Source organism: Rhodococcoides trifolii (assembly GCF_014635345.1).
GTDB classification, from domain to species: domain Bacteria; phylum Actinomycetota; class Actinomycetes; order Mycobacteriales; family Mycobacteriaceae; genus Rhodococcoides; species Rhodococcoides trifolii.
The window spans coordinates 436,502-461,067 of record NZ_BMCU01000002.1; the positions used below are offsets into that span (position 1 = coordinate 436,502).

Annotated in this window: 24 protein-coding genes and 1 other RNA gene; 13 read left to right on the top strand and 12 right to left on the bottom strand. The window is 66.2% G+C overall.

Features of this window, described 5'->3' with window-relative positions; translation table 11 throughout:
- Window positions 1–22 precede the first annotated feature (22 nt).
- Window positions 23–328 (top strand): metal-sensitive transcriptional regulator, encoded by a 306-nt coding sequence (locus IEW02_RS09240; RefSeq protein WP_188544512.1) that lies wholly within the window; start codon window positions 23–25, stop codon window positions 326–328.
- A gap of 88 nt (window positions 329–416) precedes the next feature.
- The gene (locus IEW02_RS09245) at window positions 417–884 is read left to right on the top strand and encodes a hypothetical protein (protein WP_188544513.1); all 468 of its coding nucleotides are present in this window, start codon (window positions 417–419) and stop codon (window positions 882–884) included.
- Here IEW02_RS09245 and IEW02_RS09250 read toward each other — a convergent pair.
- Window positions 871–1,488 (bottom strand): SanA/YdcF family protein, encoded by a 618-nt coding sequence (locus IEW02_RS09250; protein ID WP_188544514.1) that lies wholly within the window; start codon window positions 1,486–1,488, stop codon window positions 871–873. The two genes, IEW02_RS09245 and IEW02_RS09250, sit on opposite strands and share 14 nt — an antisense overlap.
- Before the next feature lie 73 nt (window positions 1,489–1,561).
- Here IEW02_RS09250 and IEW02_RS09255 point away from each other — a divergent pair, with 73 nt between their 5' ends.
- Window positions 1,562–2,824 carry a M23 family metallopeptidase gene (locus IEW02_RS09255; protein ID WP_188544515.1) on the top strand — a complete coding sequence of 421 codons (1,263 nt, stop codon included), beginning with the start codon at window positions 1,562–1,564 and terminating at the stop codon, window positions 2,822–2,824.
- On the opposite strand, the gene IEW02_RS09260 is transcribed toward IEW02_RS09255, so the two are convergent.
- Window positions 2,821–4,416 carry an ABC-F family ATP-binding cassette domain-containing protein gene (locus IEW02_RS09260; RefSeq protein ID WP_188544516.1) on the bottom strand — a complete coding sequence of 532 codons (1,596 nt, stop codon included), beginning with the start codon at window positions 4,414–4,416 and terminating at the stop codon, window positions 2,821–2,823. The genes IEW02_RS09255 and IEW02_RS09260 overlap by 4 nt on opposite strands.
- Window positions 4,417–4,464: 48 nt before the next feature.
- Here IEW02_RS09260 and IEW02_RS09265 point away from each other — a divergent pair, with 48 nt between their 5' ends.
- Complete coding sequence (locus IEW02_RS09265) at window positions 4,465–5,982, top strand: ATP-dependent DNA ligase (RefSeq protein WP_188544517.1); 1,518 nt, start codon at window positions 4,465–4,467, stop codon at window positions 5,980–5,982.
- A gap of 36 nt (window positions 5,983–6,018) precedes the next feature.
- On the opposite strand, the gene IEW02_RS09270 is transcribed toward IEW02_RS09265, so the two are convergent.
- On the bottom strand, window positions 6,019–7,530 hold the full coding sequence (locus IEW02_RS09270) for a DHA2 family efflux MFS transporter permease subunit (protein WP_188544518.1): 1,512 nt from the start codon (window positions 7,528–7,530) through the stop codon (window positions 6,019–6,021).
- Between the two features lie 140 nt (window positions 7,531–7,670).
- On the opposite strand from IEW02_RS09270, the gene IEW02_RS09275 reads away from it, so the two are divergent.
- From IEW02_RS09275 to IEW02_RS09285, 3 genes are read left to right on the top strand one after another with little or no spacing between them, the layout of a single operon-like run.
- Window positions 7,671–8,195, top strand: a complete 525-nt coding sequence (locus tag IEW02_RS09275) for a hypothetical protein (protein WP_188544519.1) — start codon at window positions 7,671–7,673, stop codon at window positions 8,193–8,195.
- Window positions 8,164–9,327: a type III PLP-dependent enzyme gene (locus IEW02_RS09280; RefSeq protein ID WP_188544520.1), complete on the top strand. Its 1,164-nt coding sequence runs from the start codon at window positions 8,164–8,166 to the stop codon at window positions 9,325–9,327. The genes IEW02_RS09275 and IEW02_RS09280 overlap by 32 nt, the downstream gene beginning before the upstream one ends.
- Before the next feature lie 9 nt (window positions 9,328–9,336).
- Complete coding sequence (locus IEW02_RS09285) at window positions 9,337–10,305, top strand: cobalamin biosynthesis protein (protein WP_188544521.1); 969 nt, start codon at window positions 9,337–9,339, stop codon at window positions 10,303–10,305.
- Here IEW02_RS09285 and IEW02_RS09290 read toward each other — a convergent pair.
- The 3 genes from IEW02_RS09290 to IEW02_RS09300 are packed head-to-tail and all read right to left on the bottom strand — an operon-like array spanning window position 10,225 to window position 12,278.
- Window positions 10,225–11,127, bottom strand: a complete 903-nt coding sequence (locus IEW02_RS09290; RefSeq protein ID WP_188544522.1) for an SURF1 family cytochrome oxidase biogenesis protein — start codon at window positions 11,125–11,127, stop codon at window positions 10,225–10,227. The genes IEW02_RS09285 and IEW02_RS09290 overlap by 81 nt on opposite strands.
- Window positions 11,128–11,143: 16 nt before the next feature.
- Complete coding sequence (locus IEW02_RS09295; protein ID WP_188544523.1) at window positions 11,144–11,617, bottom strand: low molecular weight protein-tyrosine-phosphatase; 474 nt, start codon at window positions 11,615–11,617, stop codon at window positions 11,144–11,146.
- The gene (locus IEW02_RS09300) at window positions 11,601–12,278 is read right to left on the bottom strand and encodes an HAD hydrolase-like protein (protein ID WP_188544524.1); all 678 of its coding nucleotides are present in this window, start codon (window positions 12,276–12,278) and stop codon (window positions 11,601–11,603) included. Before IEW02_RS09300 ends, IEW02_RS09295 begins: the two co-directional genes overlap by 17 nt.
- Before the next feature lie 178 nt (window positions 12,279–12,456).
- Here IEW02_RS09300 and IEW02_RS09305 point away from each other — a divergent pair, with 178 nt between their 5' ends.
- The 3 genes from IEW02_RS09305 to IEW02_RS09315 all read left to right on the top strand — a co-directional run bounded on the left by IEW02_RS09305 (window position 12,457) and on the right by IEW02_RS09315 (window position 15,537).
- The gene (locus tag IEW02_RS09305) at window positions 12,457–13,584 is read left to right on the top strand and encodes a Nif3-like dinuclear metal center hexameric protein (protein ID WP_188544525.1); all 1,128 of its coding nucleotides are present in this window, start codon (window positions 12,457–12,459) and stop codon (window positions 13,582–13,584) included.
- Window positions 13,585–13,705: 121 nt separating this feature from the next.
- A complete protein-coding gene (locus IEW02_RS09310) occupies window positions 13,706–14,443 on the top strand; it encodes a zinc ribbon domain-containing protein (RefSeq protein WP_188544526.1) in 738 nt (245 codons plus the stop codon).
- Window positions 14,440–15,537 carry a bifunctional RNase H/acid phosphatase gene (locus tag IEW02_RS09315; protein WP_188544527.1) on the top strand — a complete coding sequence of 366 codons (1,098 nt, stop codon included), beginning with the start codon at window positions 14,440–14,442 and terminating at the stop codon, window positions 15,535–15,537. The genes IEW02_RS09310 and IEW02_RS09315 overlap by 4 nt, the downstream gene beginning before the upstream one ends.
- A gap of 26 nt (window positions 15,538–15,563) precedes the next feature.
- Here the strand turns inward: IEW02_RS09315 and IEW02_RS09320 are convergent, their stop codons facing one another.
- Both IEW02_RS09320 and IEW02_RS09325 read right to left on the bottom strand, forming a co-directional pair.
- Window positions 15,564–16,793, bottom strand: a complete 1,230-nt coding sequence (locus IEW02_RS09320; RefSeq protein ID WP_188544528.1) for an SLC13 family permease — start codon at window positions 16,791–16,793, stop codon at window positions 15,564–15,566.
- Window positions 16,790–17,317: a DUF1697 domain-containing protein gene (locus IEW02_RS09325; protein ID WP_188544529.1), complete on the bottom strand. Its 528-nt coding sequence runs from the start codon at window positions 17,315–17,317 to the stop codon at window positions 16,790–16,792. The genes IEW02_RS09320 and IEW02_RS09325 overlap by 4 nt, the downstream gene beginning before the upstream one ends.
- A gap of 42 nt (window positions 17,318–17,359) precedes the next feature.
- On the opposite strand from IEW02_RS09325, the gene rnpB reads away from it, so the two are divergent.
- Together rnpB and IEW02_RS09335 are read left to right on the top strand one after the other, a co-directional pair.
- Window positions 17,360–17,791: RNase P RNA component class A (rnpB, locus tag IEW02_RS09330), an RNA gene on the top strand.
- A 540-nt stretch (window positions 17,792–18,331) separates the two neighbouring features.
- On the top strand, window positions 18,332–19,729 hold the full coding sequence (locus tag IEW02_RS09335) for an RNB domain-containing ribonuclease (protein WP_188544530.1): 1,398 nt from the start codon (window positions 18,332–18,334) through the stop codon (window positions 19,727–19,729).
- Here IEW02_RS09335 and IEW02_RS09340 read toward each other — a convergent pair.
- Genes IEW02_RS09340 through panB form a run of 4 tightly spaced genes read right to left on the bottom strand, consistent with a single transcriptional unit; the run spans window position 19,726 to window position 23,451 of the window.
- The gene (locus IEW02_RS09340; RefSeq protein ID WP_188544531.1) at window positions 19,726–21,234 is read right to left on the bottom strand and encodes a CYTH and CHAD domain-containing protein; all 1,509 of its coding nucleotides are present in this window, start codon (window positions 21,232–21,234) and stop codon (window positions 19,726–19,728) included. The two genes, IEW02_RS09335 and IEW02_RS09340, sit on opposite strands and share 4 nt — an antisense overlap.
- A gap of 24 nt (window positions 21,235–21,258) precedes the next feature.
- The gene (pip, locus tag IEW02_RS09345) at window positions 21,259–22,209 is read right to left on the bottom strand and encodes a prolyl aminopeptidase (protein WP_188544532.1); all 951 of its coding nucleotides are present in this window, start codon (window positions 22,207–22,209) and stop codon (window positions 21,259–21,261) included.
- Window positions 22,209–22,610, bottom strand: coding sequence for a hypothetical protein (locus IEW02_RS09350; RefSeq protein ID WP_188544533.1), 402 nt, complete (start codon window positions 22,608–22,610; stop codon window positions 22,209–22,211). The genes pip and IEW02_RS09350 overlap by 1 nt, the downstream gene beginning before the upstream one ends.
- 10 nt (window positions 22,611–22,620) lie before the next feature.
- Complete coding sequence (gene panB / locus IEW02_RS09355; RefSeq protein ID WP_188545250.1) at window positions 22,621–23,451, bottom strand: 3-methyl-2-oxobutanoate hydroxymethyltransferase; 831 nt, start codon at window positions 23,449–23,451, stop codon at window positions 22,621–22,623.
- Between the two features lie 216 nt (window positions 23,452–23,667).
- Between panB and IEW02_RS09360 the strand changes: the two genes are divergently transcribed.
- Complete coding sequence (locus IEW02_RS09360; protein ID WP_188544534.1) at window positions 23,668–24,549, top strand: DUF559 domain-containing protein; 882 nt, start codon at window positions 23,668–23,670, stop codon at window positions 24,547–24,549.
- Window positions 24,550–24,566 lie beyond the last annotated feature (17 nt).

Genomic DNA, 24,566 nt, shown 5'->3' on the forward strand with positions numbered 1-24,566 from the left:
CCGGTCGGGGGACAATGAGGCCATGACAGCACCCGACGCCGACGCGCATCACGGCTACATCGGTGACAAGGCGAAGTACCTCAACCGTCTCAAGCGGATCGAGGGTCAGACTCGTGGCGTCGCCCGCATGATCGACGAAGAGCAGTACTGCATCGACATCTTGACTCAGATCTCCGCGCTCACAGCGGCGCTGCAGAACGTCGCCCTCGGGCTGCTGGACGATCACCTCGCGCACTGCGTGGCCGACGCCGTGCAGGAAAGCAACGAGGCAGGGGCGGAAAAGCTCGCCGAGGCGTCGAAGGCGATTGCCCGACTCGTACGGTCGTGACCGGACCGTAACGCTAGCTCTGTTAACGACTTTCATGATGGCCCGGATAGACGGAGTGATTCAACACACGTCGAGAAGGGTGTTCGAGATGGCCGCACGCCGCTGGCTTATGGGATTCGTCGCGTTGGGCGCCGCTCTGGTGCTCTCCGGATGTGGGGGCGGATCGACGGGCGCGCCGACACCGTCGACCACTACGACGATTGCGCCGACCACCTCCGTGACGACCCCGGCGCCCACCACCGAGCCGGCCGCCGCTCCGGCCGCGCCGGTCCAGACGTCCTCGCCGGAAAGCAACGCGTCGGTGCCGGTCGAGGCCGAGCGCTGCACCAATCGGATCGACTATGCCGACGACCCGCGATCGAACGCGGAGATCAATTCCATCGGTGAGTCGACCGGTGTGTGCCCGCAACCGAGCACGTCCCTGCCATCACCCGAACCTGTCCCGGACGATCGCTGCACCAATCAGATCGACTATGCCGGTGACCCGCGGTCGAACGCGGAAATCAACTCGATCGGGGAGGCGACCGGCGCATGCCCGGCACCTATCCCGTCGTGACTGTCGCGGGTTCCCGCCCCGACAGCAGGTCCAACACCACTTTCGGACGGGCCAACCACTCGCGAGCGTAGTTGCGCAGCAACGCAAGTCGGTTGCAGTCGCACGACGCGTCCACCCCGTCGACGTCGATTCCCTTCTCCCGGCACAGTGCGACGGCACGCGAGACGTGCAGTCCCTGCGTCACGACGAGTGCACGGTGGATCCCGTAAGTCGTGGCAGCGCGTGCGCAGGTGTCGTAGGTGTCGACGCCGTGCGGGTCGCCGACGATTGCGTCGGGATCGATTCCGGCGGCGACCAGATAGTCGGTCATGGCTGCGATCTCGTTGCCCGAGGCGCCGTCGGCATCTCCGGACACCAATACGTCCGACGCTCTTCCGGCTTCGACCAGTTCGATTGCTGCGTCGAGACGACCCTGTAAGAACTTCATCGGCTTCCCGTCCCGCACCTGTGAACCCAGCACGATGACGGTCGGAGCCGTCGGCGCCTCGGCGACGTCGTGCACACGGCCCGACGCGAGGTACGCCACCCACGCCGCCGAGCCGAGCACGACCAGAATTGCCGCTGACACGATCGCGACGGCGGAACGGGCGAGCACGGTCTTCATGACCAGAACTTAACGGTCTGTTCTGTGGTAATTCTGAAACCGGGAACGCGTCCGCGTATTAGTCTGCAAATTCATGAAGCGGACTTCGGTTGTGTGTTTCGCATTCTTCTCGGTCGCCGCACTGTCGGTGGCGTCCTGCTCGTCCGCGTCGACGGACACCCCCGAGACCACCGCCCCCGCAACGTCGTCTCCGGCGGGCACATCGACGTCGGCGCCGCCCAGTACGACAGCGACCCCTGCCGAGCTGACACCCATCGTCGGCTCGATCACGGCCCCGCCGAACCCCGTCCCGGGGACCGACGGGAAAGTTCATCTCGCATACGAGCTCGACTTGACCAACTTCGTCAGTCAACCGGTGACGGTGCAGTCGATCACCGTGAGCGACGGTGACACCGTGTTGCAGAATCTGACCTCGGATGTGCTGCCCGAATGGACCAAGGTCTTCGGAACAACCGAGCCCGGGACGACTTTCGGACCCGGTCAGAGCGGTCTGGTGTGGATCGACGCGGTGGTGGATTCGATGGATCAGGTACCCGACACACTCGAGAACCGCATTTCGGTGACGCTGGCAAACCCAAGCCCTCCCATCCTTCCCGCGTCGTTGACGTATTCGATCGCCCCGGTGACCGTGGACAAGGTGGAGCCCGTACGGATTTCACCTCCGCTTCGCGGAGAGCGGTGGGTGGACGGGAACGGATGCTGCTCGGTGACCGCCCACCGGGGCGCGGTCAGCCCGTTGAACGGAAAGCTCTGGGCGCCCGAACGGTTCGCCATCGACTGGGTGCAGCTGGACGCCGAGAACAGGTTGTTCACCGGCGACAAGACGTCGACCGCAAGCTACCCGTACTTCGGCGACGACGTGATGGCCGTGGCCGACGGCAGGGTGGTTGCGGTCGTCGACGGGCTTCCGGAACAGACACCCGGCGCCAATCCCAGTGGACTGTCCGTCGACCAATACGGCGGCAACCACGTGGTGCAGGACATCGGCAACGGGCACTATGCGTTCTACGCGCACCTGCAGACCGGCAGCACGTCTCGGGTGAAGGTCGGCGACGAGTTGAAGACCGGGGACGTCCTCGGTCTGCTCGGCAATTCGGGTAACACCGATTCACCACACCTGCATTTCCACGTGATGGACGGAATCGATCCGCTCGTGTCGAACGGGCTGCCGTTCGAGTTCGAATCCTTCGACACCACCGGGAAATTCGCGTCGTCGGACGCCGTGGACCGGCTGCTCGACGTGAGCGCACCGGCCCAGCTCGAACCCGGTGTCACGACCGAAGCCAGAACGAACGAGATGCCGATGTTCATGGACGTGGTGAGCTTCCCGAGCTAGTTCATCTCGACGCCGGCAATCTGCCGGACCGAACCCTGTCCGTCGAACGCGATTTGACGCAACGCGACCTTCTCGACGAAGAATCGGTCGTGACTCACGATGACGACAGCACCGGGGAATGCGACGAGTGCTCGTTCGAGTACCTGTGTGCTGGGTAGATCGAGGTGGTTGGTGGGCTCGTCGAGCACGATGGTCCCGGCGCCGAACAACAAGCATTGCGCCAGCGCGACACGTGCCCGCTGACCGCCCGACAGGGTCCCGATCCGAGCCTTCTGGTCGAGCTCGGAGAACTGGAGGAGCGTCAGGAAGCGAGCGACGTCCTTCTTGGTCGCGGTGAGGGCGAGGCTGTCGGGCATGGCGTTGACCGAGTGGGTGACGGTGTCGTCGTCGTCGAGATCGTCGAGCACGCGGTTGTAGTGAATGAAACTCGGCGCCTTGGTCTTCCACTTCACGCGACCCGAATCGGGTTCCTGTGCCCCGGTCAGCACGTCGACGAGAGTGGACTTTCCACACCCGTTCGGTCCCGTGACCGCAATGCGGTCACCCCGATGGATCTCGAAGGACACGTCCGCGAAGAGTGGGCGATCGCCGAACGCCTTCGTGAGATTCTCGACGACGCAGAGATCGTCGTGCACGTGCAACCCGCCGTAGATACTGGTGATGACCTGATCGACCGGGCGCGGATTCTTGCTCTTCTTGATGTTTGCGAGGCGTCGTTTCAGCACGCCCGACGGATTCTTCTGCGCCTCTTTACGATCCGCGATCGCATCCTGCTCGTACGCCAGCAACTGCTGCTCGTTGCTGAACTCTCGTTCGAGGTTCTTGAGTCGAAACTGCTTCTGCTGAACGTAGTCGGAGTAGCTGCCGTCGTACGTCTGAAGGTGGTTGTTCTCGATCTCGACGATGGATGTGACCACCTGCTCGAGGAAATGCCGGTCGTGCGAGACCACCAGAAGCGCCCCCCGGAAATCGCGCAGCCACCGCTCGAGCCACGCTATTCCGGCGACGTCGAGGAAGTTCGTCGGCTCGTCGAGCAGCAGCACGTCCGGTGCCTCGAGCAATATCTTTGCCAGAGCCGCCCGGTTTCGCCACCCGCCCGAGAGCTTGTCGACGGGGAGGTCTCGACGTTCTTCGTCGAACCCGAGCATCGACAGCGCCGTGTCGATGGCCTGGTGATAGGTCCACCCACCGCGGTGTTCCATGGCGTCGAGCAACTCGGCCTGGCGGTCGACGAGTCGGTACATCTCCTTCTCGTCGATGTCCCCGCCCAACAGCTGCTCGACTTCGGTCAGTTCCGTTTCGACGGAGCGAATCTCGGCGAACAACGCTTCGAGTTCGGTGCGAATGCTGCTGTCGCCGTTCAGCTCCGAGAACTGGGAGAAGTATCCGATACGCGCACCGTCGGTGACGTCGACGGTTCCGCTGTCGGGTGCGTCCCGGCCGAGGAGCAGCTGCAGCAGGGTGGTCTTACCGGTCCCGTTGCGCCCGATGAGGCCGATGCGGTCTCCGTCGCCGAGTCGAAAGAAGACCTCGCGCAGGATCACTTTCTGCTCGTAGCCCTTGGCAACGTCGTTCAGTCGTATCCAGCTCACGTAGGTGAACTGTAGGTCACTGTCGGTGGGCCGCGTTACGTTGAGTAGATGCTTTTGCATTCGATCGTCACCGCCAGCGCCGAGGTCGGCGCCACCCGGTCGCGCAAGGCGAAGACCGCGACGATCGCGGAACTGGTGCAGTCGGCGTCCGCGGACGAGCTCGCACCCGTGGTGGCGTGGTTGTCGGGGGAGACGCTGCAGGGTCGCATCGGTGTCGGAGGTCGCACACTCGTCGGCGCCCGTGGTGACGGTGCCGCAGAGCCGACGCTCGACGTGGCCGAGGTCGACGCAGTGTTCGACGAGTTGGCGTCGACGTCGGGAGCCGGGTCGGCCAAGCTGCGCCTCGAACTGCTCGCGTCGATCTTCTCGCGCGCGACGGCGGAGGAGCAGGATTTTCTGTTCAGGTTGATCACCGGTGAGGTGCGGCACGGCGCCCTGGAAGGCGTCATGACCGACGCCATCGCGGTGGCGTCGGGTCAGAAACTCGACGTCGTGCGGCGTGCCTTCATGCTGTCGGGCAGATTGCCGGCAACGGCCGTCGCCGCGATGAGCGGCGGCGCGGACGCGTTGGCCGAATTCAGGTTGCAGGTCGGGCGGCCGGTGCGTCCCATGTTGGCCTCGCCCGCCGAATCGGTGGCCGACGCGCACGCCGATCTGGGAGGGGACGTCAGCGTCGAGTTCAAGCTCGACGGTGCCCGCATTCAGGTGCACCGCGACGGCGACGAGGTGCACATCTTCACCCGTACCCTCCGCGAGATCACGTCGTCCGTTCCCGAACTGGTGGAGCTGGTGCTCGGATTGGACTGCAGCAGTGTGGTTCTCGACGGTGAGACCCTGGCGCTCACCGACTCCGGCCGGCCCCGCCCGTTCCAGGAGACGATGAGCCGGTTCGGCGCCACGTCCGAACGCGAACTGTTGCTGCAGCCGTACTTCTTCGACTGCCTGGCATTGAACGGTGAGGACCTGCTCGATCGGCCGCTCTCCGAACGACTCGCGGCGTTGACGTCCGTAGCGGGGCAGCACCTGATTCCGTCCCTGCGGACACCCGACCTCGATGCCACCGAAGCACACCTCGACGCGGCGCTGGACGCCGGGCACGAGGGCATCATGATCAAGGCGCTCGGCTCCACGTACGCGGCGGGACGGCGCGGAAAGTCGTGGCAGAAGGTCAAGCCGGAACACACACTCGACCTGGTGGTCATCGGAGCGGAATGGGGATACGGCCGCCGCACTGGATTCCTGTCCAACCTCCATCTCGGAGCGCGTGACGTGGACGGGGGCCCGCCGATCATGGTCGGCAAGACGTTCAAGGGGCTGACCGACGAACTGCTGCGATGGCAGACCGAGGAGTTCCCGAAGCACGAGTCCTCACGCGACAAGTACGCCGTGCACATGAACCCGATCCTTGTCGTCGAGATCGAACTGGACGGCGCCCAAGTCAGTACCCGGTACCCCGGCGGAGTCGCCTTGCGATTCGCACGGGTGCTGCGGTACCGGCCGGACAAGAACCCGGCCGACGCGAGCACCCTCGACGACATTCGGGCGCTGCTGCCAGGCCGAAACTGAGCGGCCTGCCTGACCCCGGCCCGCATGCCCGCCCGCTCAGGCTGCTTGCTTCGCCTTCGCCGGCGGCCCGCCGTAGGACTGCACCTTCCTCGGCAGCGCGAACACGAGCAGGAACGCGAGCGAGGCGAAGGCGGTGCTGACGCCCATCGCCTGAGCGGCAGCGTGCGTGAAACCGTCGGCCACGGCCTTCGGACCCGGTCCGGCGACGGTCAGGGACCCGAACAGGACGCTGCCGATCACGGCGATACCGACCGCGCTGCCCACCCGCTGCATCGTGGAAATGACTCCGCTGGCGGATCCTGCGTCCTCGCGCTCCACGGTCGCGACGATGAACTGAGCGTTCGGCGCGATGAAGCAGCCGTTACCCAGACCGGCAACGAGCAACGGCGGCAACGTCTTCCATAGCGTCAGGTCCGAGGAGTCGGTGAACAGCAAGGTGAGCCACAACCACCCGAGGCCCACAGTCACCAACCCGGCGCCGAGCACCAGGACGTTGCGGCCGAGCGCCAGCGTCAGGCGATTGCTCTGCGCCGACGAAACGATGCTGCCGACGGCGAAGGGCAAGGAGACGAGGCCGGCTTGCAGGGCCGAATTGCCCAGACCGGTCTGCCACAGGATGGAGATGGTGAAGAAGATGGACGTGAAGGCCGCGAAATAGACGAGGGCGAGAATCGTGCCGCCGGTGAACGCAGGACGGGTGAACAGCCGCGGCGGAACCAGGGGGGTGTGACCGCGCTTGGAGTGGAACACTTCCCAGGCGCCGAAGGCGGCGATGAGCAGCGCCCCCACCGCCAGCGTGGCGTACGTCCAGGTGGGCCATCCCAGATCCTGACCTTCGATGAGCGGGACCAGCAACGCCACGAGTCCGGCGGTGATCAGCACCAACCCGATCCAGTCGATTCCCTGGTCACCGGGGGAGGAGGACGTGTTTCGGTCGGTCTCCGCTTTGGAAGGCAGGAACTTGGCGGCGAGGACGAGGCCCAGAATGCCGATCGGAAGGTTGACGAAGAAGACGCCGCGCCAGCCGGATTCCTCGCCGAGAAGCTCGATGATGACGCCACCGATGATGGGTCCGAGGGCTGACGACACTCCGATCACGGCGCCCATGATCGCGAACGCCTTGCCTCGTGCCTGCGGTGGGAACAGCAGCTGGATGTAGGCGGTGACGGCGGGAACGAAGATGCCGCCGGCGAGACCCTGCACGACGCGCGCAATGACGAGCGACAGATCGTTGGTGGCGAGCCCGCACGCGAGGCTCGCCGCGGTGAACAGCGCCAGACCGGTGAAGAAGACCCACTTGTGGCCGACGCGATCCCCGACCCGACCTGCGGTGATCAGCGCGAGCCCGAACGCCAGGGCGTATCCGGAGATGATCCACGACAGGGTGGCCTCGGACGCGTCGAGGCTGACCCTGATCGTCGGAAGAGCAACGTTGACGATCGTGGTGTCGAGCAGAGCGATGAACATGCCGAGCAGCAGCACGATCAACGCTTGCCACGCGCTGCGGGGGATCTCGGTGGGGTGTGCCGTGTCGGTGGAACGGGACATGCGGGTAGAGCCTCTCGAGAAGTTCGTCGATGCAGGGCAGTGTCTATTCGTCGCCCGACCATGGGCGGACGAAAACGAGTACCCGATCGAGTAGTGCACTACGCGTGTCCCGAGCGGTTCCGACCTCGAGTATCGGTCGCATGACAGGTATGAATCGAGCTCGAGCGAAGGAATGGGTGCGCCGCTATCTTCCGGCGGAGATCGCGGCGACCGTCGGGGAGTTCGGCGGGGCCGCCCTCTCCTACGCGATCACCGGGTCGTTCGTCGCGGCAGCGGTGGCCGGAACCGTCGGAGCGTCCGTCGGGTACTACTGGGTCTCGTTTCACCGGGCGATCGTGGCCTACTACCGAACGGATCTGGTACGGACGGGGCTGCGCCGGCGTGTGTTCGCGGTGCTGCTGGCGCTGCGCAGTCTGACGCTGGAATTCGGCCCCGCCGAGGTGATCGACTCCTTCGGCGTTCGGCCCCTCTCCTGGTACGTCGGTCTGTCCGTGATCGGCAACACGCTGGCCGGGTGGCTCACCGCGAAGCTCGTGGCAGACGTGGGCTTCTATGCCTGCGCCATCGCAAGCTACGAGATCAACAAGACGAGGCTGGCGCCGACTCCGGGACCGGCGACATCGCGGGAGCGTGATGGAACCGCAGCGGCGACGCAGGCTGGCTGACGAGCTGCGGGAGGCGGCGCCGACGTGGGCGGATCTCGCCGCGCGACACGGCACGCCACTGCTGGTCCTCGACCCCCGGGAGGTGCAGAGGCGCTACGCCGAACTACAGGAACTGTTGCCCTACATCCGGTTTCACTACGCGGTGAAAGCTCTACCGCATCCGGCTGTCATCGCGGCGGTGGTGTCGCGAGACGGGTGGTTCGACGCCGCAACGTCTCAGGAGGTCGACCACCTCCGCACGCTGGGGGTCGACATGCGGCGGGTCGTGCACACCCACCCCGTCAAGAAGTCTGCCCACATCGACCACGCATTCGATGCCGGGGTGCGGACCTTCGTGGTCGACAGCATCGGTGAAGTCGAGAAGTTCGACGCGCGGCACCGCGACGCAGGCATTCTGGTGCGATTGGCGTTCCCGGATCCGACCGCGAAATCCGATCTGTCGGCCAAGTTCGGTGTGTCGACCGAGCACGCCGAGCTCGTGGTGAAACAACTGCTGAGCCGAGGAATGCGGGTGAGCGGTTTCAGCTTTCACGTCGGCAGCCAAGGGCGCGGCATCGAGCCGTTCGCGCGGGCGATCGACGAGACCATCGACCTCATGAGCCGAGTGGAGTCGTCGTCGGGGATCCGGTTCGACACACTCGACATCGGGGGTGGGTTCCCGGTGTCCTACCGCGAATTCATGCCGAGCATCACCGAGATCGCGTCCGTGATCGACACCGCACTCGCGCCGGTACGAGATCGGGTGACCGTGCTCGCCGAGCCGGGCCGCTACGTCGTGGCGTCGGCCGCGACGTTGCTCACCAGCGTCGTCGGGTCCGCGGAGCGAGACGGGCAGGTGTGGCACTACCTCGACGACGGCGTGTACGGCAGCTATTCGAACGTCCTGGCCGAAGACGTGCACCCCGCGATACTGACCTTGTCCGAGATTCAGGGCGAGAGTGTGGGCCCGATGCGCCCGGTGGTGCTGGCCGGGCCGACATGCGACAGCGTCGACGTCGTCGCTCGGGACTACCCGATGCCCCACCTGGCGATCGGCAGCATCCTCGTGAGCCCGATGATGGGCGCATACACCGCGGTGTCGGCGTCGCGATTCAACGGACTGCCACCGACCCCGATCGTCGTCGTTCGATAGATTTCGGAGATGCGCTCAGTTGTCGCCGCGGGCCTTCTGGCCGGGTTTCTCGCCGATCGCGCGCTGGGCGATCCGGCACGACACCACCCGGTCGCGGCGTTCGGCACTACCGCCGCGGCGGTGGAGCGGCTCACCTACCGCCCGACGCGTCTCGCCGGTGTCCTTCACGTCGGGATTCTCGTCGGAACGACGGTGCTGATCGGCACCCGTGCGCGGCAGCTCGGCCCCCGGGCGGAACTCGCACTCACATGCGTATGCACCTACTACTGCCTCGGCGGCACCACCTTGTCCCGGACCGGTCGGCGGATGTCCGACGCGCTGGCTCAGGGTGACCTCGTGTCGGCCCGCGCCATTCTGCCGTCGCTGTGTGGCCGGGACCCGTCGGTTCTGGACCGCGACGGACTTGCCCGCGCCGCACTCGAATCCATCGCCGAGAACACCTCGGACGCTGCCGTCGGCGTTCTCTTCTGGGGTGCCGTGGCCGGTCTGCCCGGTGTTCTCGGATACCGCGCGGTGAACACTCTCGACTCGATGATCGGGTACCGCTCCGATCGGTATCTTCACTTCGGTTGGTGCGCAGCACGATTGGACGATGTCGTCAATCTCGTCCCGGCGCGATCGACCGGTGCGCTGACCGTTGCGGTCGGAGGCAACCCACGCGGCGCGATCACGGCATGGCGGCGTGACGCCCGTAAGCACCCCAGCCCCAACGCCGGCGTCGCCGAAGCGTCCGCGGCCGGAACGCTCGGCGTCATGCTCGGGGGGAGAACCGAATACAGCCACGGGGTCGAACTGCGGCCGACCCTCGGAACGGGTCCGACGCCGACGCCGTCCGATCTGTCGCGCGCAGTCGATCTGTCCTCTCGCGTGCAGACTGCAGCGGCCGCGGTGTCGGTGCTACTTGCCGTAACGGTCGGCCATGCGCGAACTCGTCGCGTCGGTCGGCGTCGTGGGCGAGGACTTCTTCCGACGCAATGATCTGCGCGGCACCAGAAGTCGGTCCAGATCGTCGTGCTCGTCGTCGTCCAGGACGAGTGGCTCGGGTTCGGGTGCCTGCTTCTCTTTCCTGCGCTCGCGCAGTTCGGCCCGCACGAAGTACGCCAGTCCCAACGGGGCCATGATGCCGAACGCGATCCACTGCAAGCCGTAGGACAGATACGGGCCGGCATCGAGCTGCGGCAGGGCGATGGTGCCCAAGCCGCCGGGCTGGGCGTCGGCGAGCTGGACGTAACCGTCGACCGGGGTGGTTCCGGTCAGTGCGCCCACCTGAGCTGCGGTGATCGAATAGACCTGCGGCAGGCTCCCGCCCGAGCCGGCGATGGGGTTGCGCTCCGGGGACGGAGTCTCGTCCACGCGCAGTCGACCGTCCAGCACGACCTGGCCGGTCGGGGGCGGATCGATGGTCGGTGGCTGATTGCTCTCGTTCGGCAGAACGTAGCCGCGGTTGATGACGACGGTAGGTCCGGACTCGGTGCGGAACGGGGTCAGTACCTCGTAGGACGGCGTCTCGTTGACGCTGCGAAGGCGCACCAGAACGTCGGCGTTCGGCGTGAAGGTCCCGGCGAGGGTGACCCTGCGCCAATCGTCGTCGGTGGTGACCTGTCCGCCGGAGATCAGGGCGTCGGCGGGGACGGGGTCCGCTTCCAACGAACGCGCGATCTGATCGTTGCGCTCGGTGGTGGTCGAGTTCTTGCCCAGCTGCCACGGCGCCAGGATCGAGAAGCACAGGTAGGCGAACAGTGCCACGACGCCGGCGAGCACGAGCCAACCCGGCTTGAGGAAGTAGGACAACCGGCGCACAGCTACCACGGTAGCGCTAGACGCGATCGGCAACCCAGGCCAGGAGGCCGGGTACAGCGGCCTCGACCTGAACGCGCACCGTTTCGAAATCCTGCGCGTCGCCGTAGTACGGATCGTCGACGGATTCGCTGTCCGCGTCCGGGTCGAAACTGCGCAGGAGCGCCAACCTCTCCTCGGGGACCCCGGCCCGCAGTAGGTCCCGTCGATGACCGGTATCGAGTGCGACCACGAGGTCGGCGGCAAGAATGTCGTCGTCGAGCGTGCGCGCACGGTGCTCCGACGGGTACCCGTTGGCCTCGAGTTCGGCCACCGTGCGCGGGTCGGCGCCGTCTCCGACGTGCCAGCTACCGGTGCCCGCGCTGGTGACTCGCACCCGATCGCTCAACCCTTCCCGGGCGATGGCGTCGGCAAAGATCTTGTCGGCCATCGGTGATCGGCAGATGTTGCCGGTGCACACGAACGTGACGTGAAGCTCAGACGGTGACGGCATCGAGGACCTTGCTCAGTTCACTCGTGGAGGTGACGGACCAGCGCGCGTCGGCGTGTTCGGACGGGTGCCCGTATCCCCACTCCACGAGCACAGCCGGGATGCCCCAGTGCGCGGCGCCGTAGACGTCGTGCTCACGGTCACCCACCATGACGACGGCGGGGGTTCCGCCGTCGGTGGCCGCGGTGGGCGTCTTGCCGACTTCGCCGAGCGCGCGTGCGATGACGTCTGCCTTGGCGCGGCGGCTGCCGTCGTCGCTCGCTCCCGCGATGAACTCGAAATAGTGGGACAGCTCGAAATGGTCGAGGATGCGGTTGGCGAACTTCTCGTTCTTTGAGGTTGCCACCGCCAGGGTCGTGCCGGACGCGGTCAGGCCGTCGAGCACCGCGGTGATTCCCTCGTACACCGCGTTCTCCGCCCACCCAAGCTCGTCGTACCGGGCGACGTAGGCCGCGAGTGCGCGTGCAGTGCGGTCTTCGTCGAAACCGAACGCATGGAACGAGTCGACCAGTGGCGGTCCGATGACCCGGCTCAGCATCTGCGGAGTCGGCGCGGGGGCGCCGACCGTGTCGAGGGCGTGCCGGAAGCCGGCGAAGATCCCCGGCGCCGAATCGGTGAGGGTGCCGTCGAGGTCGAACAGCACGGTGTCGGCGCGGTAATCCATGCAACCAGTCTATGTAAAACGACCGGCCTCCGGCCTTCCCGGTGTTAGTCCGACCGGCCTCCGGCCTTCCCGGTGTAGTCCGACCGGCCTCCGGCCTTCCCGGTGTAGTCCGACCGGCCGGGAGCGATTGGATCCCGGCTGCCGGTACGACGCCACCCCCGCTCGTTAGGGTCGTGACATGGATGAAGTGACAGTCGCCGAGGTCATCGCCGCAATGGACGACGCCTACCCACCGCACCTGGCGGAGGACTGGGACTCGGTCGGACTGGTGTGCGGCGATCCGTCCGAGCCGGCAGCGAAGGTCATGTTCGCCGTCGACGCGACCGCCGGTGTGGTCGACGAGGCGTTGGCGTGGGGAGCGCAGATGCTGATCGTGCACCACCCGCTGTTGCTGCGCGGTGTCGACACCGTCGGCGCGCAAACCCCGAAGGGCGCGCTGATACACAAGCTGATTCGCTCTCGCTGCGCGCTGTTCACCGCGCACACCAACGCGGATTCGGCCCTGCCGGGGGTGTCCGACGCGTTGGCCGACGCGGTGGGACTCGTGGACCTGCGGCCCCTCGACGAGAAGCCCGCCCCGAACATCGACAAGTGGGTGGTGTTCGTTCCTGTCGCCGACGCCGATTCCGTGCGCGAGGCCATGTTCGCCGCCGGGGGCGGGGAGATCGGCGACTACCGCGAATGCAGTTGGAGCGTCACCGGTCTCGGGCAGTTCCGTCCCACGCAGGGCGCGCACCCGGTGATCGGCACGGTCGGCGCGGTGGAGTTCGTCGACGAGAGCCGTCTCGAGATGGTGGCGCATCGCGGTGTCCGATCATCGATGCTGGCCGCGCTGAAACACGCTCACCCGTACGAGGAGCCTGCGTTCGACGTACTCGAGATGGCGTCACTGCCCTCGGGCCGTGGGCTCGGCCGCGTGGGCCGGCTGAGAGCACCCACGACGCTGCGCGACTTCACCGCCTCGGTGAAGGCCGCGTTGCCGCAGACGGTGTGGGGTGTTCGCGCCGCGGGCAACCCGGACGCGCTGGTGACGACAGCCGCTGTGAGCGGTGGTGCCGGTGATTCCATGCTGGGGGCGGCCACGAAGGCCGGGGTCGACGTCTTCGTAACGTCCGACCTGCGTCACCACGTGGTGGACGAGCACCTGCGCGCCGGCGGCCCCGCGGTGATCGACGTGGCGCACTGGGCGGGGGAGTTCCCCTGGTGCCGGCAGGCCAAGGACATGCTGGACAGTCGTTTCGGACAGCGGGCCGGCTGGGCAACGGCGTTGACGACGGTGCGGACCGATCCCTGGACGTGCGGGTAGGCCGGAGGCCGGTCGGGAATGTAGCGGGTAGGCCGGAGGCCGGTCGGGAATGTAGCGGGTAGGCCGGAGGCCGGTCGGGAATGTGCGGGTAGGCGTTCCCCTGAGCTGTACGGTTGCAGCCGTGAACGTCGATCATCGGGTACAACTGAAACTTCTGGACCTTGCCGCGCTGGACACCGAGCTCTCGCAGCTCGCGCACCGACGGCGAACGCTGCCGGAACAGGCCGAATTCGATCGACTCGAGACGGAACGTCTCTCGCGCAAGGACGCTGCGGTGGCCGTGCAGATCTCGCTGGACGATCTGGACCGCGACATCCGCAAACTCGAAGGCGAAATCGACGCTGTCCGCATGCGGGAGGAAAAGGATCGGGCGGCGCTGGCCGGTGGCAACGCCCCCGCCAAGCAGCTCACCGAACTGCAGCACGAGTTGACCTCGCTCGAGCGCCGCCAGGGAATCCTCGAGGACGAACTGCTCGAGGTGATGGAACGCCGCGAAGCATCGCAGAACGACTACGACCACGCGGGTGCGCAGGTAGATCAGGTCGAGGATCAGCTGATCGATGTCGTCAGGCGCCGCGACGATGCCGTCGCCGACCTCGATCGCACCGAAAGTGCCCGTCGTGCACAACGATCCGAGCTGGCCGACGGGTTCCCCGCCGAGGTGCTGAGCATCTACGAGAAGCAGCGCGAGCGCGGCGGTATCGGTGCAGCGGCGTTGCGTGCCCGACGGTGCGGAGCGTGCCGCATCGAGATCGATCGCGGAGAGATTGCACGAATAACGGCGACGGATGCCGACACCCTGGTCCGCTGCCCCGAATGCAACGCAATCATGGTGCGCACCAAAGAATCCGGCCTGTGACCGTCACGAAAGTCGTCATCGAGGCCGACGGGGGCTCCCGCGGCAACCCGGGACCTGCCGGATACGGCGCGGTGGTCTGGAATGCCGACCGTTCCGCCGTGCTCGCCGAGCGCAAGGAATCGCTCGGAGTGGTCACCAACAATGTCGCCGAGTATCGGGGACTGATAGCCGGCCTCGACGCTGCGGCCGCACTCGGCGCGCGGGAGGTGTCTGCGCGCATGGATTCCAAGCTTGTCGTCGAGCAGATGTCGGGACGGTGGAAGGTCAAGCACCCGGACATGATTCCGCTGCACCGGCAGGCGACTCTGCAGGCGTCCGCGTTCGACCGGGTCGAGTACACCTGGATTCCGCGTGCCGAGAACTCGCACGCCGACCGGTTGGCCAACGAGGCGATGGACGGGAAGGTCGAGACTGCCCCCGATGCGGCTCTCGCTGCTCCGCCGGCGCGGGATCTTCCTGCTTGGCAAGCGGTCACGGGTTCGGCCACGCGGTTGATGCTGCTGCGCCACGGCCAGACACCGCTGTCGGTGGACCGGCGCTACTCCGGACGCGGCAACCCGGAACTGACGGATACCGGAGTGGCGCAAGCGGCTGCGGCTGCCAAGCGGATCGACTTCATGGGCGGAGTCGACGCGATCGTCTCGTCTCCGCTGGTGCGGGCGCGAGCAACTGCCGACGCCGTCGCCGCGGCCGTCGGTGTGGACGTGGTGATCGACGAGGGTCTGACGGAAACCGATTTCGGCGCGTGGGAGGGCATGACGTTCGCGGAGGTGAGCGAGCGTGACCCGGAGCTGCACAAAAAATGGATGGCGGACACGTCGGTGGCTCCGCCGGGCGGTGAGAGTTTCGACGCGGTCCGCGAACGCATCGGTGAGGCACGAGACCGGTTGTTGCAGAAGTACTCCGGTCAGACCGTCGTGGTGGTGACGCACGTGACGCCGATCAAGACCATGCTCCAGTTCGCGCTCGACGTCGGCCCGTCGATTCTGTATCGCATGCACCTCGATCTGGCGTCCCTGTCCATTGTCGACTGGTTCGACGACGACCGCGCGTCGGTCCGTCTGGTCAACGACACGTCGTACATCTGGGCCTAGGTGACCAGCCTTCACACGACCGATCTTCAGACGACCAACCACAGGGCGCCGACGGCCGCCACCAAGGTCAACGGCACCGTGATCGCACCCAGAGCGGTGAACGTCGACAGTTGCGGACTCTCGCCCTGCGCGCGAGCGACCCTGCGCCACAGCATGATTGCCAGCGAGCCTACGTAGGTCAGGTTTGGTCCGAGGTTTACCCCGATCACCATCGCGAGGAGCAACGCCGGGGGTGCACCCGCCCCGAGGGCCGCCACCAGCAACAGCGTCGCGGGCAGATTGTTCAGCACGTTCGAGGCAACAGCGGCGATCGCTGCCGTCGCCAACAACGCGGTGAACGTCGTCGACGTCGGCAGAAGGTTCGCCACCCACGTTCCGATCGGTCCGGCCGCGAGGCCGGCCACGACGACACCGAGTGCGAAGACGAAGGCGCAGAACCACAGATCGGCGGCGACGACGATTTTTTTCGGACTGGTGACGCCGCGGCGCACCCCTGGTACGGCCAGTGCGACGGCCGCGGCAGCGGCAATCCAGGCGGGCGCGACGTCGACGAAACCGGAGACTCCAAAACCGACGAGTGCGGCACCGATGATCCACAGGGCGAGCACGGGTGCGTCCCGCGCGACGATCGGTTCCGGCTCGGACACCGCCCCCCGCAGGTCCTTTCGGAAGAATACGAGGAACACGAGCAATTCGACGACGATGGCGGCAAGCCACGGCGCCGCCATGTAGGCGGTGAACTGCAGGAACGTCAGTCCCGTCGCCGAGAACGCGAGAAGATTCGTCAGGTTCGAGACGGGCAGCACCGTCGAGGCCGAATTGGACAGGTGCGCAACGGCATAACTGTGCGGACGCGTCGACATTCCCGACGCGCGTGCTGCGCCGATGATGGCCGGCGTCAGCAGCACGACCGTCGCGTCGAGGCTCAGGACAGCCGTCGTGAGCGACGCCGCGACGAACACGAGGACGAGAAGACGGCGTGGGTTACCCACGGAGCTGCGCCGCAGAAGTACTGCGATCCAGTCGAAGACACCGTGGGCGTCGGCCAGGTGCGCGAGAACCAGGATGGCAGCCAGGAACGCGACGGTGGGCGCGAGTTCGGTGACTTCCTCTCGGGCTTGTCCGACGGTCACGACGCCGACGACGACAGCGACGATGGCAGCGGGCAGTGCGACGACGATCTCGGGTAGATCTCGGGGCCTGACGATGGCGAAGACGAGAACGACGGCCACGAGGGCCAGAGCCAGAATGCTCACGCGAGAATCTTCTGCAGGGTCCGGAGGTTTCGGGTCGTGGTGGTGGACTTGTAGCGGGCACGGGCTGACGCTTTCCCGATCACGCTGTCCAGTGTGTTGCCCTTGATCACCTGCCAGTACAGAACGTGGTGTTCACCCAGAACGCACTGCTCGACGCCGGGATCGAGGGTATCGGCGAGTTCGCTCAGCTCGGTCGTCGAGACACCGTCGGAGGAGAAGACGACATACGGGTGCCGGGCAGCATCCGCCGCGTCGTACGGGAAGTCTGCAACCACCGATTCGAGAGTCGGGACGTCGAGCACGATGACCCACGCGGTGTAGCCGAAGGTGTCGGAGAGAACCCGCTCGATCTTCGCCTTGACGACCCCCGGATCGCTTTCGTCCGTGTCGACCACGACGTTCCCCGACGCCAGCACGGTGCGCACACCTCGGAACTCGGAGGGAGCGAGCGCCGCCCGCAAGTCCGCCATCTTTATGTTGATTCCCCCGACATTGACCCCGCGCAGCAGGACGACGAACCTCATTGGTCGAATTCTATTCGGTGCCCGTACGATCACTCACGCGGACGAGTTGGCCGGGCGGCCGCGGCGAGGAGAACTGGCGACCGCGTGTCGTCAAGCTTCGTGCCGAGGAAAGTCCGGACTCCACAGAGCAGGGCGGTTGTTAACGGCAACCCGAGGCGACTCGCGGGACAGTGCCACAGAAAACAGACCGCCGGCGGGGCATTCGTGCCACGCCGGTCAGGGTGAAACGGTGCGGTAAGAGCGCACCAGCACCTCGGGTGACCGAGGTGGCTAGGTAAACCCCGCCCGGAGCAAGGTCGAAGGTCGCACACCCGCTTGCGGTGCGTGCGACTGCGCAGGTGTTCGAGGGCTGCTCGCCCGAGCCTGCGGGTGGACCGCTAGAGGCACCCGGCGACGGTGTGTCCAGATGGATGGTCGCCACTCGGGATCGAGAGATCGCGAGGACAGGATCCGGCTTAGAGGCCGACTCGCCCGCTCCACTTTTCTCGAGGTGACCCGCGGGGGTCAGGCGGCCCGGCCGAGACGACTCGGTGGGAAGAGCCGGACCGCCTGGCGTCGGTCAGCTCAGACCGGCGAAGAAGTCCAGTCCGCCGAAGATGTCCGACAATGCGCTGAAGAGATCCGCGAAAAATGCGAGGTCGAGCGGCACGGTGATTCTCCTTCGTTCGTGAACAGGTACGCGACCGAGTCTGGCATCGCTGCGGCCCCGATGCACCTCGAACGGTGGCAACGAATGGATGTCGAAATGGCGAAATAATCGTTATCTCTTTGCACGAAACGGCCCCCGTCGGCCATTGTCCGGCAGGGGCCGTCGATAACTCGGGTGCGGATCAGAGCGGGTTGATCACCAAAAGATTGGCCCAGTACTGGGCAGCTTCGGCCCCGAGGTAGGGGAGAAGATTATCGAAGATGATGGTCGACATGACGAACTCCATTCGGTGAACTCGGGCCTGCGATCGGCTCCGATACTACCGGGTGGAGGCTCCGGAAATGCCCCGGGGGAGACTGCTCGTCATGAGGCGTCTGGTGGCTGGGGCAGTGAATTTCGACCGCATCCGAGCCGAGTTCGATCTTCCCGGCGTCTATCCCGCGCAGGCGGTTGCCGAGGCCGTCGCAGCTGTCGACAGTGCCGCCGCCGGTCGCCGAGACGCCACCGATCTCGCGTTCGTCACCATCGACCCGCCCGGTTCTATGGATCTGGACCAGGCCTTGCTGGTCACTCGAACGTCCGACGGTTTCCGGCTGCACTATGCGATCGCCGACGTCGCGGCGGTGGTCGCGCCGGGAGGTGCTCTGGACGCCGAAACGCGCCGGCGCGGTCAAACCGTCTATCTGCCCGACGGCTCGGTGCCGTTGCATCCGCTCGAGCTGTCGGAGGGGTCCGCCAGTCTGCTGCCGGACACGACGCGACCGGCTGCGCTGTGGACCATCGACGTGGATTCGGACGGGAATGCAGTGTCGTGGACGGTCGAGCGGGCGCTCGTGCGCTCTGTCCGGCGCTTCACCTACGCCGAGGTGCAGCAGTCCGTCGACGATGCCGCCGTTCATCCGTCGCTCGAGCCGTTGCCGGATCTGGGCCGCCTGCGCGTGGCGCGCGCCCTCGATCGCGGCGCCATCGAACTGAAATTGCCGGAACAAGAAGTGGTGGCCGACGGCGACGGGTGGCGCGTCGAGCAGGCGCCTCGGACCGATGTCGACGACTGGAATGCCGAGATGTCGCTGATGACGGGAATGTGCGCCGCCGCCATGATGATCGACGCACGAGTGGGCTTGTTGCGGACCCTGCCGCCACCGGCCGAGCGTGACGTCGACTCGCTCCGACGGGCGGCGAATGCCCTGGGAATCGACTGGCCTGCGGGTACGGGGCCCGGTGCGCTTCTGGCGACCCTCGACCCGGCCGAACCCGCAACGCTCGCGATGATGACCGAAGCCACGCGGCTGCTGCGCGGGGCGGACTACGTCGCCTTCGACGGACAGACGCCGGAACAGCCGAATCATTCTGGAATCGGTGGGCCGTACGCCCATGTGACTGCTCCGTTGCGACGATTGGTCGACCGATTCGCGACGGAGATCTGTCTGAGCATCGCGTCCGACACGGCTGTTCCCACATGGGTCACGGACGCGATGCCGACGTTGCCCGACGACATGCGCCGCAGCGATTCGGTTGCGAACAAGGTCGATCGTGCCTGCGTCGACCTCACCGAGTCGACCGTTCTGGCACCCCGTGTCGGGGAGACTTTCGACGCTGCAGTGTTGCGTGGGAAGGAGGGCAAGAAGTCGGCTCAGGTGTTCGTCACCGATCCGCCCGTCGTAGCGGACTGCAGCGGCGAACCGGCCGAGGGCACACGCGTGCGTGTACGGCTCGACACCGCCGACGCCGGGGCGAGAACCGTGCGGTTCTCGCCCGCCTAGAGGACCCGCGCTGCCCGGTCCAACCGGGCCCGCGCCGACGGGTACCCGACCAGATACTCGGCGCCGGCGTGCCCTTCACGCTCGTACAGCACGCCGTACGCGAACGTGTCTTCCCCGTCCTCACGGGCTTTGGCCACCTCGACCATGATGTTGTCCTGCGACACCGCGGTGTCGTGGTAATCCCCGAGGACCGATTGCAGCGCCTTTGCGGCCTTGCCTACCTTCTCGGCGCGGTCGCCCAGGACGAGTGCCGCAGGCTCGGCGGCGTAACGCAGCTTCTTCGCCGACTTGCGTACCTCGTGCACGGCGTCGGGATTGTCGTCGGCGTTCGCCGCGAGTGCGTCGGCCGCGACCTGGTCGTACTGGCGCCGCAACACCTTCCGGAAGATTCCGCGTGCGGGTTTGGCTGCGCGCGGTGTGAACGGCGGGTTCTCCACGAGGGCATCGAGACTGTCGAGCAGCGCGAAGTAGCGGTCGCCGCCGAGCTGCTCGAGGATCTCGGTGTGCGCCAGTTCGTAGACGCGGCGCTGAGTCCCGGCCAGGCGGTCGACGACGTCGCCGTGGGACAGGTCGGGCTCCAGCGCGTCGATCGCGGAGTCGTAGCGGGCCGCCATGACCTCGGCGTCTCGTGCGGTTCCCAGAATGTCTGCCAGCCAGGACAATTCACCGCGGACGGCGTCGACGGTCTCGCGATCGAGCAGGGACCGGTAGGAACGCAGCACGCTGCGCAGCCGGCGGGTGGCCACGCGCATCGCGTGGACCGAGTCGTGCTCGTCCTCGCGCACCCGAGGATCGGCCGCGAGCAAGCCGTCGATGTCGGCCTGAATGGCGAACAGAAGTGCTTCTCCCGCAGTCGACTTGGCGACGGGTGGGTGCACGGACGCTCTGGCGGTCGGTGCGGACGCGCCCAGCGCGCGGCTGAGTTTCGAGGGTGAGGAGCCGGTCTCGGCGCCGTGTGCGAGGAGGTACGTGTCCAGTTTCTTCAGGATCTTCCGGTCGCCCTCGACCAGTTCGACTTCCCATTCACGCCACTGCGTGGTGGTGTCGGCGAGAAGGTTCTTCGCGGTGACGGCGTCGTCGCACAATTCGGCTGCGTGCTCGCTCTCGGCCGTCGCGATTCGGGTGATGGTGCGTCGAGTCTCGATGTGCGCCACAGGAACCAGATCCTTGCCGCGTATGAGGGCTCGCACCTGACCGATCACGTCGTCCGGCACCTGATGGTCGTTGCCGCCGGCCGAGAGGGGGCTGCGCACCTCGAGTCGTTCGTCGGCGCTCACCGGGAGCTTGATGTGCCAGCCTGCGTCCGAGCTACCCGTCCGCCGACGCAACGTGATGCGTCGGCGAGTGAGGTCGAAGTCGCGGGTGTCGAAGTACGTGGACGACGGGTGGGTGAGCTCGGGTGGTGACACCGACCGAACGGCCTTGACGCCGTGTAAGTCGGGAACCGGAGTCTCGATTCCGACGTCGTACTTCGTCTCGATTTCGGCGTGACGGGATGAACTCATGGTGACATCTGTACCACTTCTTGGTTAACGGAATGCGTCGGTTGCCTCCACGAGATGGTGTGTGATTCCGGGTTCGTTGGCCGAATGTCCTGCGTCCGCGGCGATTCGAAGTTCGGAGGCCGGCCAACTGCGATGCAACGCCCATGCGCTGGTTGCCGGGCACACCATGTCGTATCTGCCCTGCACGATCACACCCGGAACGTCGGCGAGCAGGTCCATGCCGCCCAACAACGGGGTGTGGAGGAACCCGCGGTTGTGGAAGTAGTGGTTCTCGATGCGGGCGAACGCCAGCGCGAAGCGGGGCTCGGACATCTGGGTCGCTCGTTCCGGCTCGGGAAGCAGGGTGGAGGTGGCTCCTTCCCACGACGACCATGCCACGGCCGCTCGTTCCGCCAGGTGAGCGTCGTCGGAATGCAGCAAGCGGTGGTACACCTCGACCAGATCGCCGCCGCGCTCGTCGGCCGGTACGGGATCGAGAAACGCGTCCCACAGCTCGGGGAAGACGTGCCCGGCCCCGCCGTTGTAGTACCAATCGATCTCGCTGCGGCGCAGCAAGAAGATGCCCCGCAAAACCAGTTCGGTCACCCGGTCACGATGAGCCTGCGCGTAGGCGAGCGACAGCGTCGAACCCCACGACCCACCGAAGACCAGCCAGCGCTCGATGCCGAGGTGGGTGCGCAAAGCCTCCATGTCACCGATCAGTTTCGGAGTGGTGTTCACCGAGAGGTCGGCCCCGTCGGCCACGTGCGGAGTCGACCGGCCGCATCCGCGCTGATCGAACAACACGATGCGGTACGCGTCGGGATCGAAGAAGCGGCGCTGCGCACCCGTCGTCGCGCCACCCGGCCCGCCGTGGACGAACACCGCGGGCTTGCCCTCGGGGTTGCCGCTGACCTCCCAGTACATGCTCTGGCCGTCACCGACGTCGAGATGCCCACTGTCGTACGCCTCCACGGGCGGGTACAGCTCCCTCATCAGATGCCCACCAGACCCGACGCCAAGTCGGGTATGGCAAGTTCCTGGACGGCTTGCGTTCTGACGTCTGCGCAGCTGTCGGTGGTGACACGGTCGACGAGCGCGCGATCCTGGAACACCGAAAGGTTGATGGTGCCGCTCTCCGCCGCCCACGTCTGGACCAGGATGTTCAGCCCGGCGCGGCCGAGGGTCGGACCTTGCACACGCCAGTTCTGCAGTTGGGCGTCGATGTCGGAGCACAACTTCTGGGCCTGGGCGTCGGTGACCGTCGGGCCTGCCGGGGTGGTGGTGACCGGAACCGTGGTGGTGGTGGTGGTGGTCGCCGACGGCTCGGTGGTGGCGCCGCCAGCACACCCCGCGACGGCCAGAACAGCTGCACCCGCGATCAGTAGTTTGCGCATGATGAGCAGTTTAGAAGCTGTGCTCCTCCGCGGGGAACGCACCGGAGCGGACCTCGGCGGCGTAGGTGGCCGCAGCCGTGCGTAGTTCGTCGCCGACGTTGCCGAAGCGCTTGACGAACTTCGCGGTCTTGCCGCTGGTGTAGCCGGCCATGTCCTGCCACACGAGAACCTGTGCGTCGCACTCGTTTCCGGCTCCGATACCCACCGTGGGGATCATCAGCTTGCGCGTGACCTGACCGGCCAGCTCCGCGGGAACCATCTCCATGACTACCGCGAACGCACCCGCCTCCTGGACAGCGATGGCGTCGGCCACCAACTGCTCGGACGCGTCGCCGCGGCCCTGCACACGGAAACCGCCGAGGCCGTTGACGCTCTGCGGGGTGAAACCGATGTGCGCCATGACGGGGATGCCGGCGGCTGTGATCGCGGCGATCTGCTCGGCGACACGCTCGCCGCCTTCGAGCTTGACCGCGTTGGCCTGCCCCTCGCGCATGAAGCGAACGGCCGTTTCCACGGCTTGCTGTGGGGAGACTTCGTAGGTGCCGAAGGGCAGGTCGGCGACCACGAGTGCGTTGGGGGCGCCGCGGACCACTCCGCGGACCAGCGGGATGAGCTCGTCGATGCCGATGTGCACCGTGGTGTCGTAGCCGTAGACGACGTTGGCAGCGGAGTCGCCCACGAGAAGGACGGGGATACCGGCCTCTTCGAAGATGCGGGCGCTCGAGTAGTCGTACGCGGTCAGCATGGCCCAGCGGTCGCCGCTGGCCTTCATCGCATGGAGGTGGTGGGTGCGGGTCTTGCGGCCGGTGGGCACAGCGCCGTACACGGTGTGCTCGGACATCTGATCGTTGGACATCGTTGTCCCTTTCGTCCTCGAGGCCTGGCTGGCAGGTCCCCGGGTGTAGGTGATGACGTGCTCAGTCTGCCACCGGAGACTCGACCTGGACGAGTGCAGTTGGTCACACCGAACACTGCTGAATTTGTCTCGTCCACCGAGAAGAATCGTGCGAATTGAGTCTCGAGGGAACCGATTGGGTTTTGGTGCGTCGAACACAGTGTGCGGGACTCGGAACTCGGTCGTCTTCTTGCGAGACAGGACGGCGTCATCAGTGCAGGCCAAGCCATGAACCTGGGCATGAGCCGTGCGGCCATCGGCCGACGGGTTGCTCGGGGTCTGTGGCGGTCCGTCGGGCCCGGTGTGTACCTGAGCGGAGACCGTCAGCTGACGGACTCGGCCAAGCTCCGAGCTGCCGTACTGGGTGCAGGAAATGGGGTGTGCGCCTTCGGTCCGAGTGCGGTGTGGTGGCACGGAATCGTCGACCGGGCTCCCCGAGAGTTGTGGGTGAACGCGCCCAGCGCGCGATACATCAAGCGTGGCAATGGTATTCGAACTCGGCGGCGTGATCTGCAGTGGCGCGACATCGAAAAGATCAGGGGACTTCCGGTCACCGTACTGCCCCTGGCCGTGCTGGAGGCGTGCGTGTTGGTGCCGAACGGATCTCAATTGATGGACCGGGCGTTGCAACGACACACGACTCTGCCAATCCTTCAGGCGGTACACGAGTTGCATGCGGGCCGGCGCGGGAGTGACGCCGCGGGACGGCTACTTCGGATCGCGGCCGAGGGCGGGCACTCGGAGGCAGAGCGGATGTTGTTGCGGTTGTTGCGCGGGGCGGGAATCGCGGGTTGGCGAACTCACGTGAGGATCGGCAGTTTCGAAGTCGACGTGGCGTTCGTCCGTGCCAGGGTCGTCATCGAGGTCGACGGATGGGCATGGCATCGGGGCGTCGAACGTTTCGACCACGACGCCGAGCGTCAGAACATCCTGAGCAACGCCGGATGGCGAGTCCTGCGATTCACATATCACCGTGTGGCGGGGGACCCGACAGGCGTAATTGATGACGTGAAGGGCGCACTTTCGCAGGATTCATCTCGCTAGCCGAGACAGATCGTGCA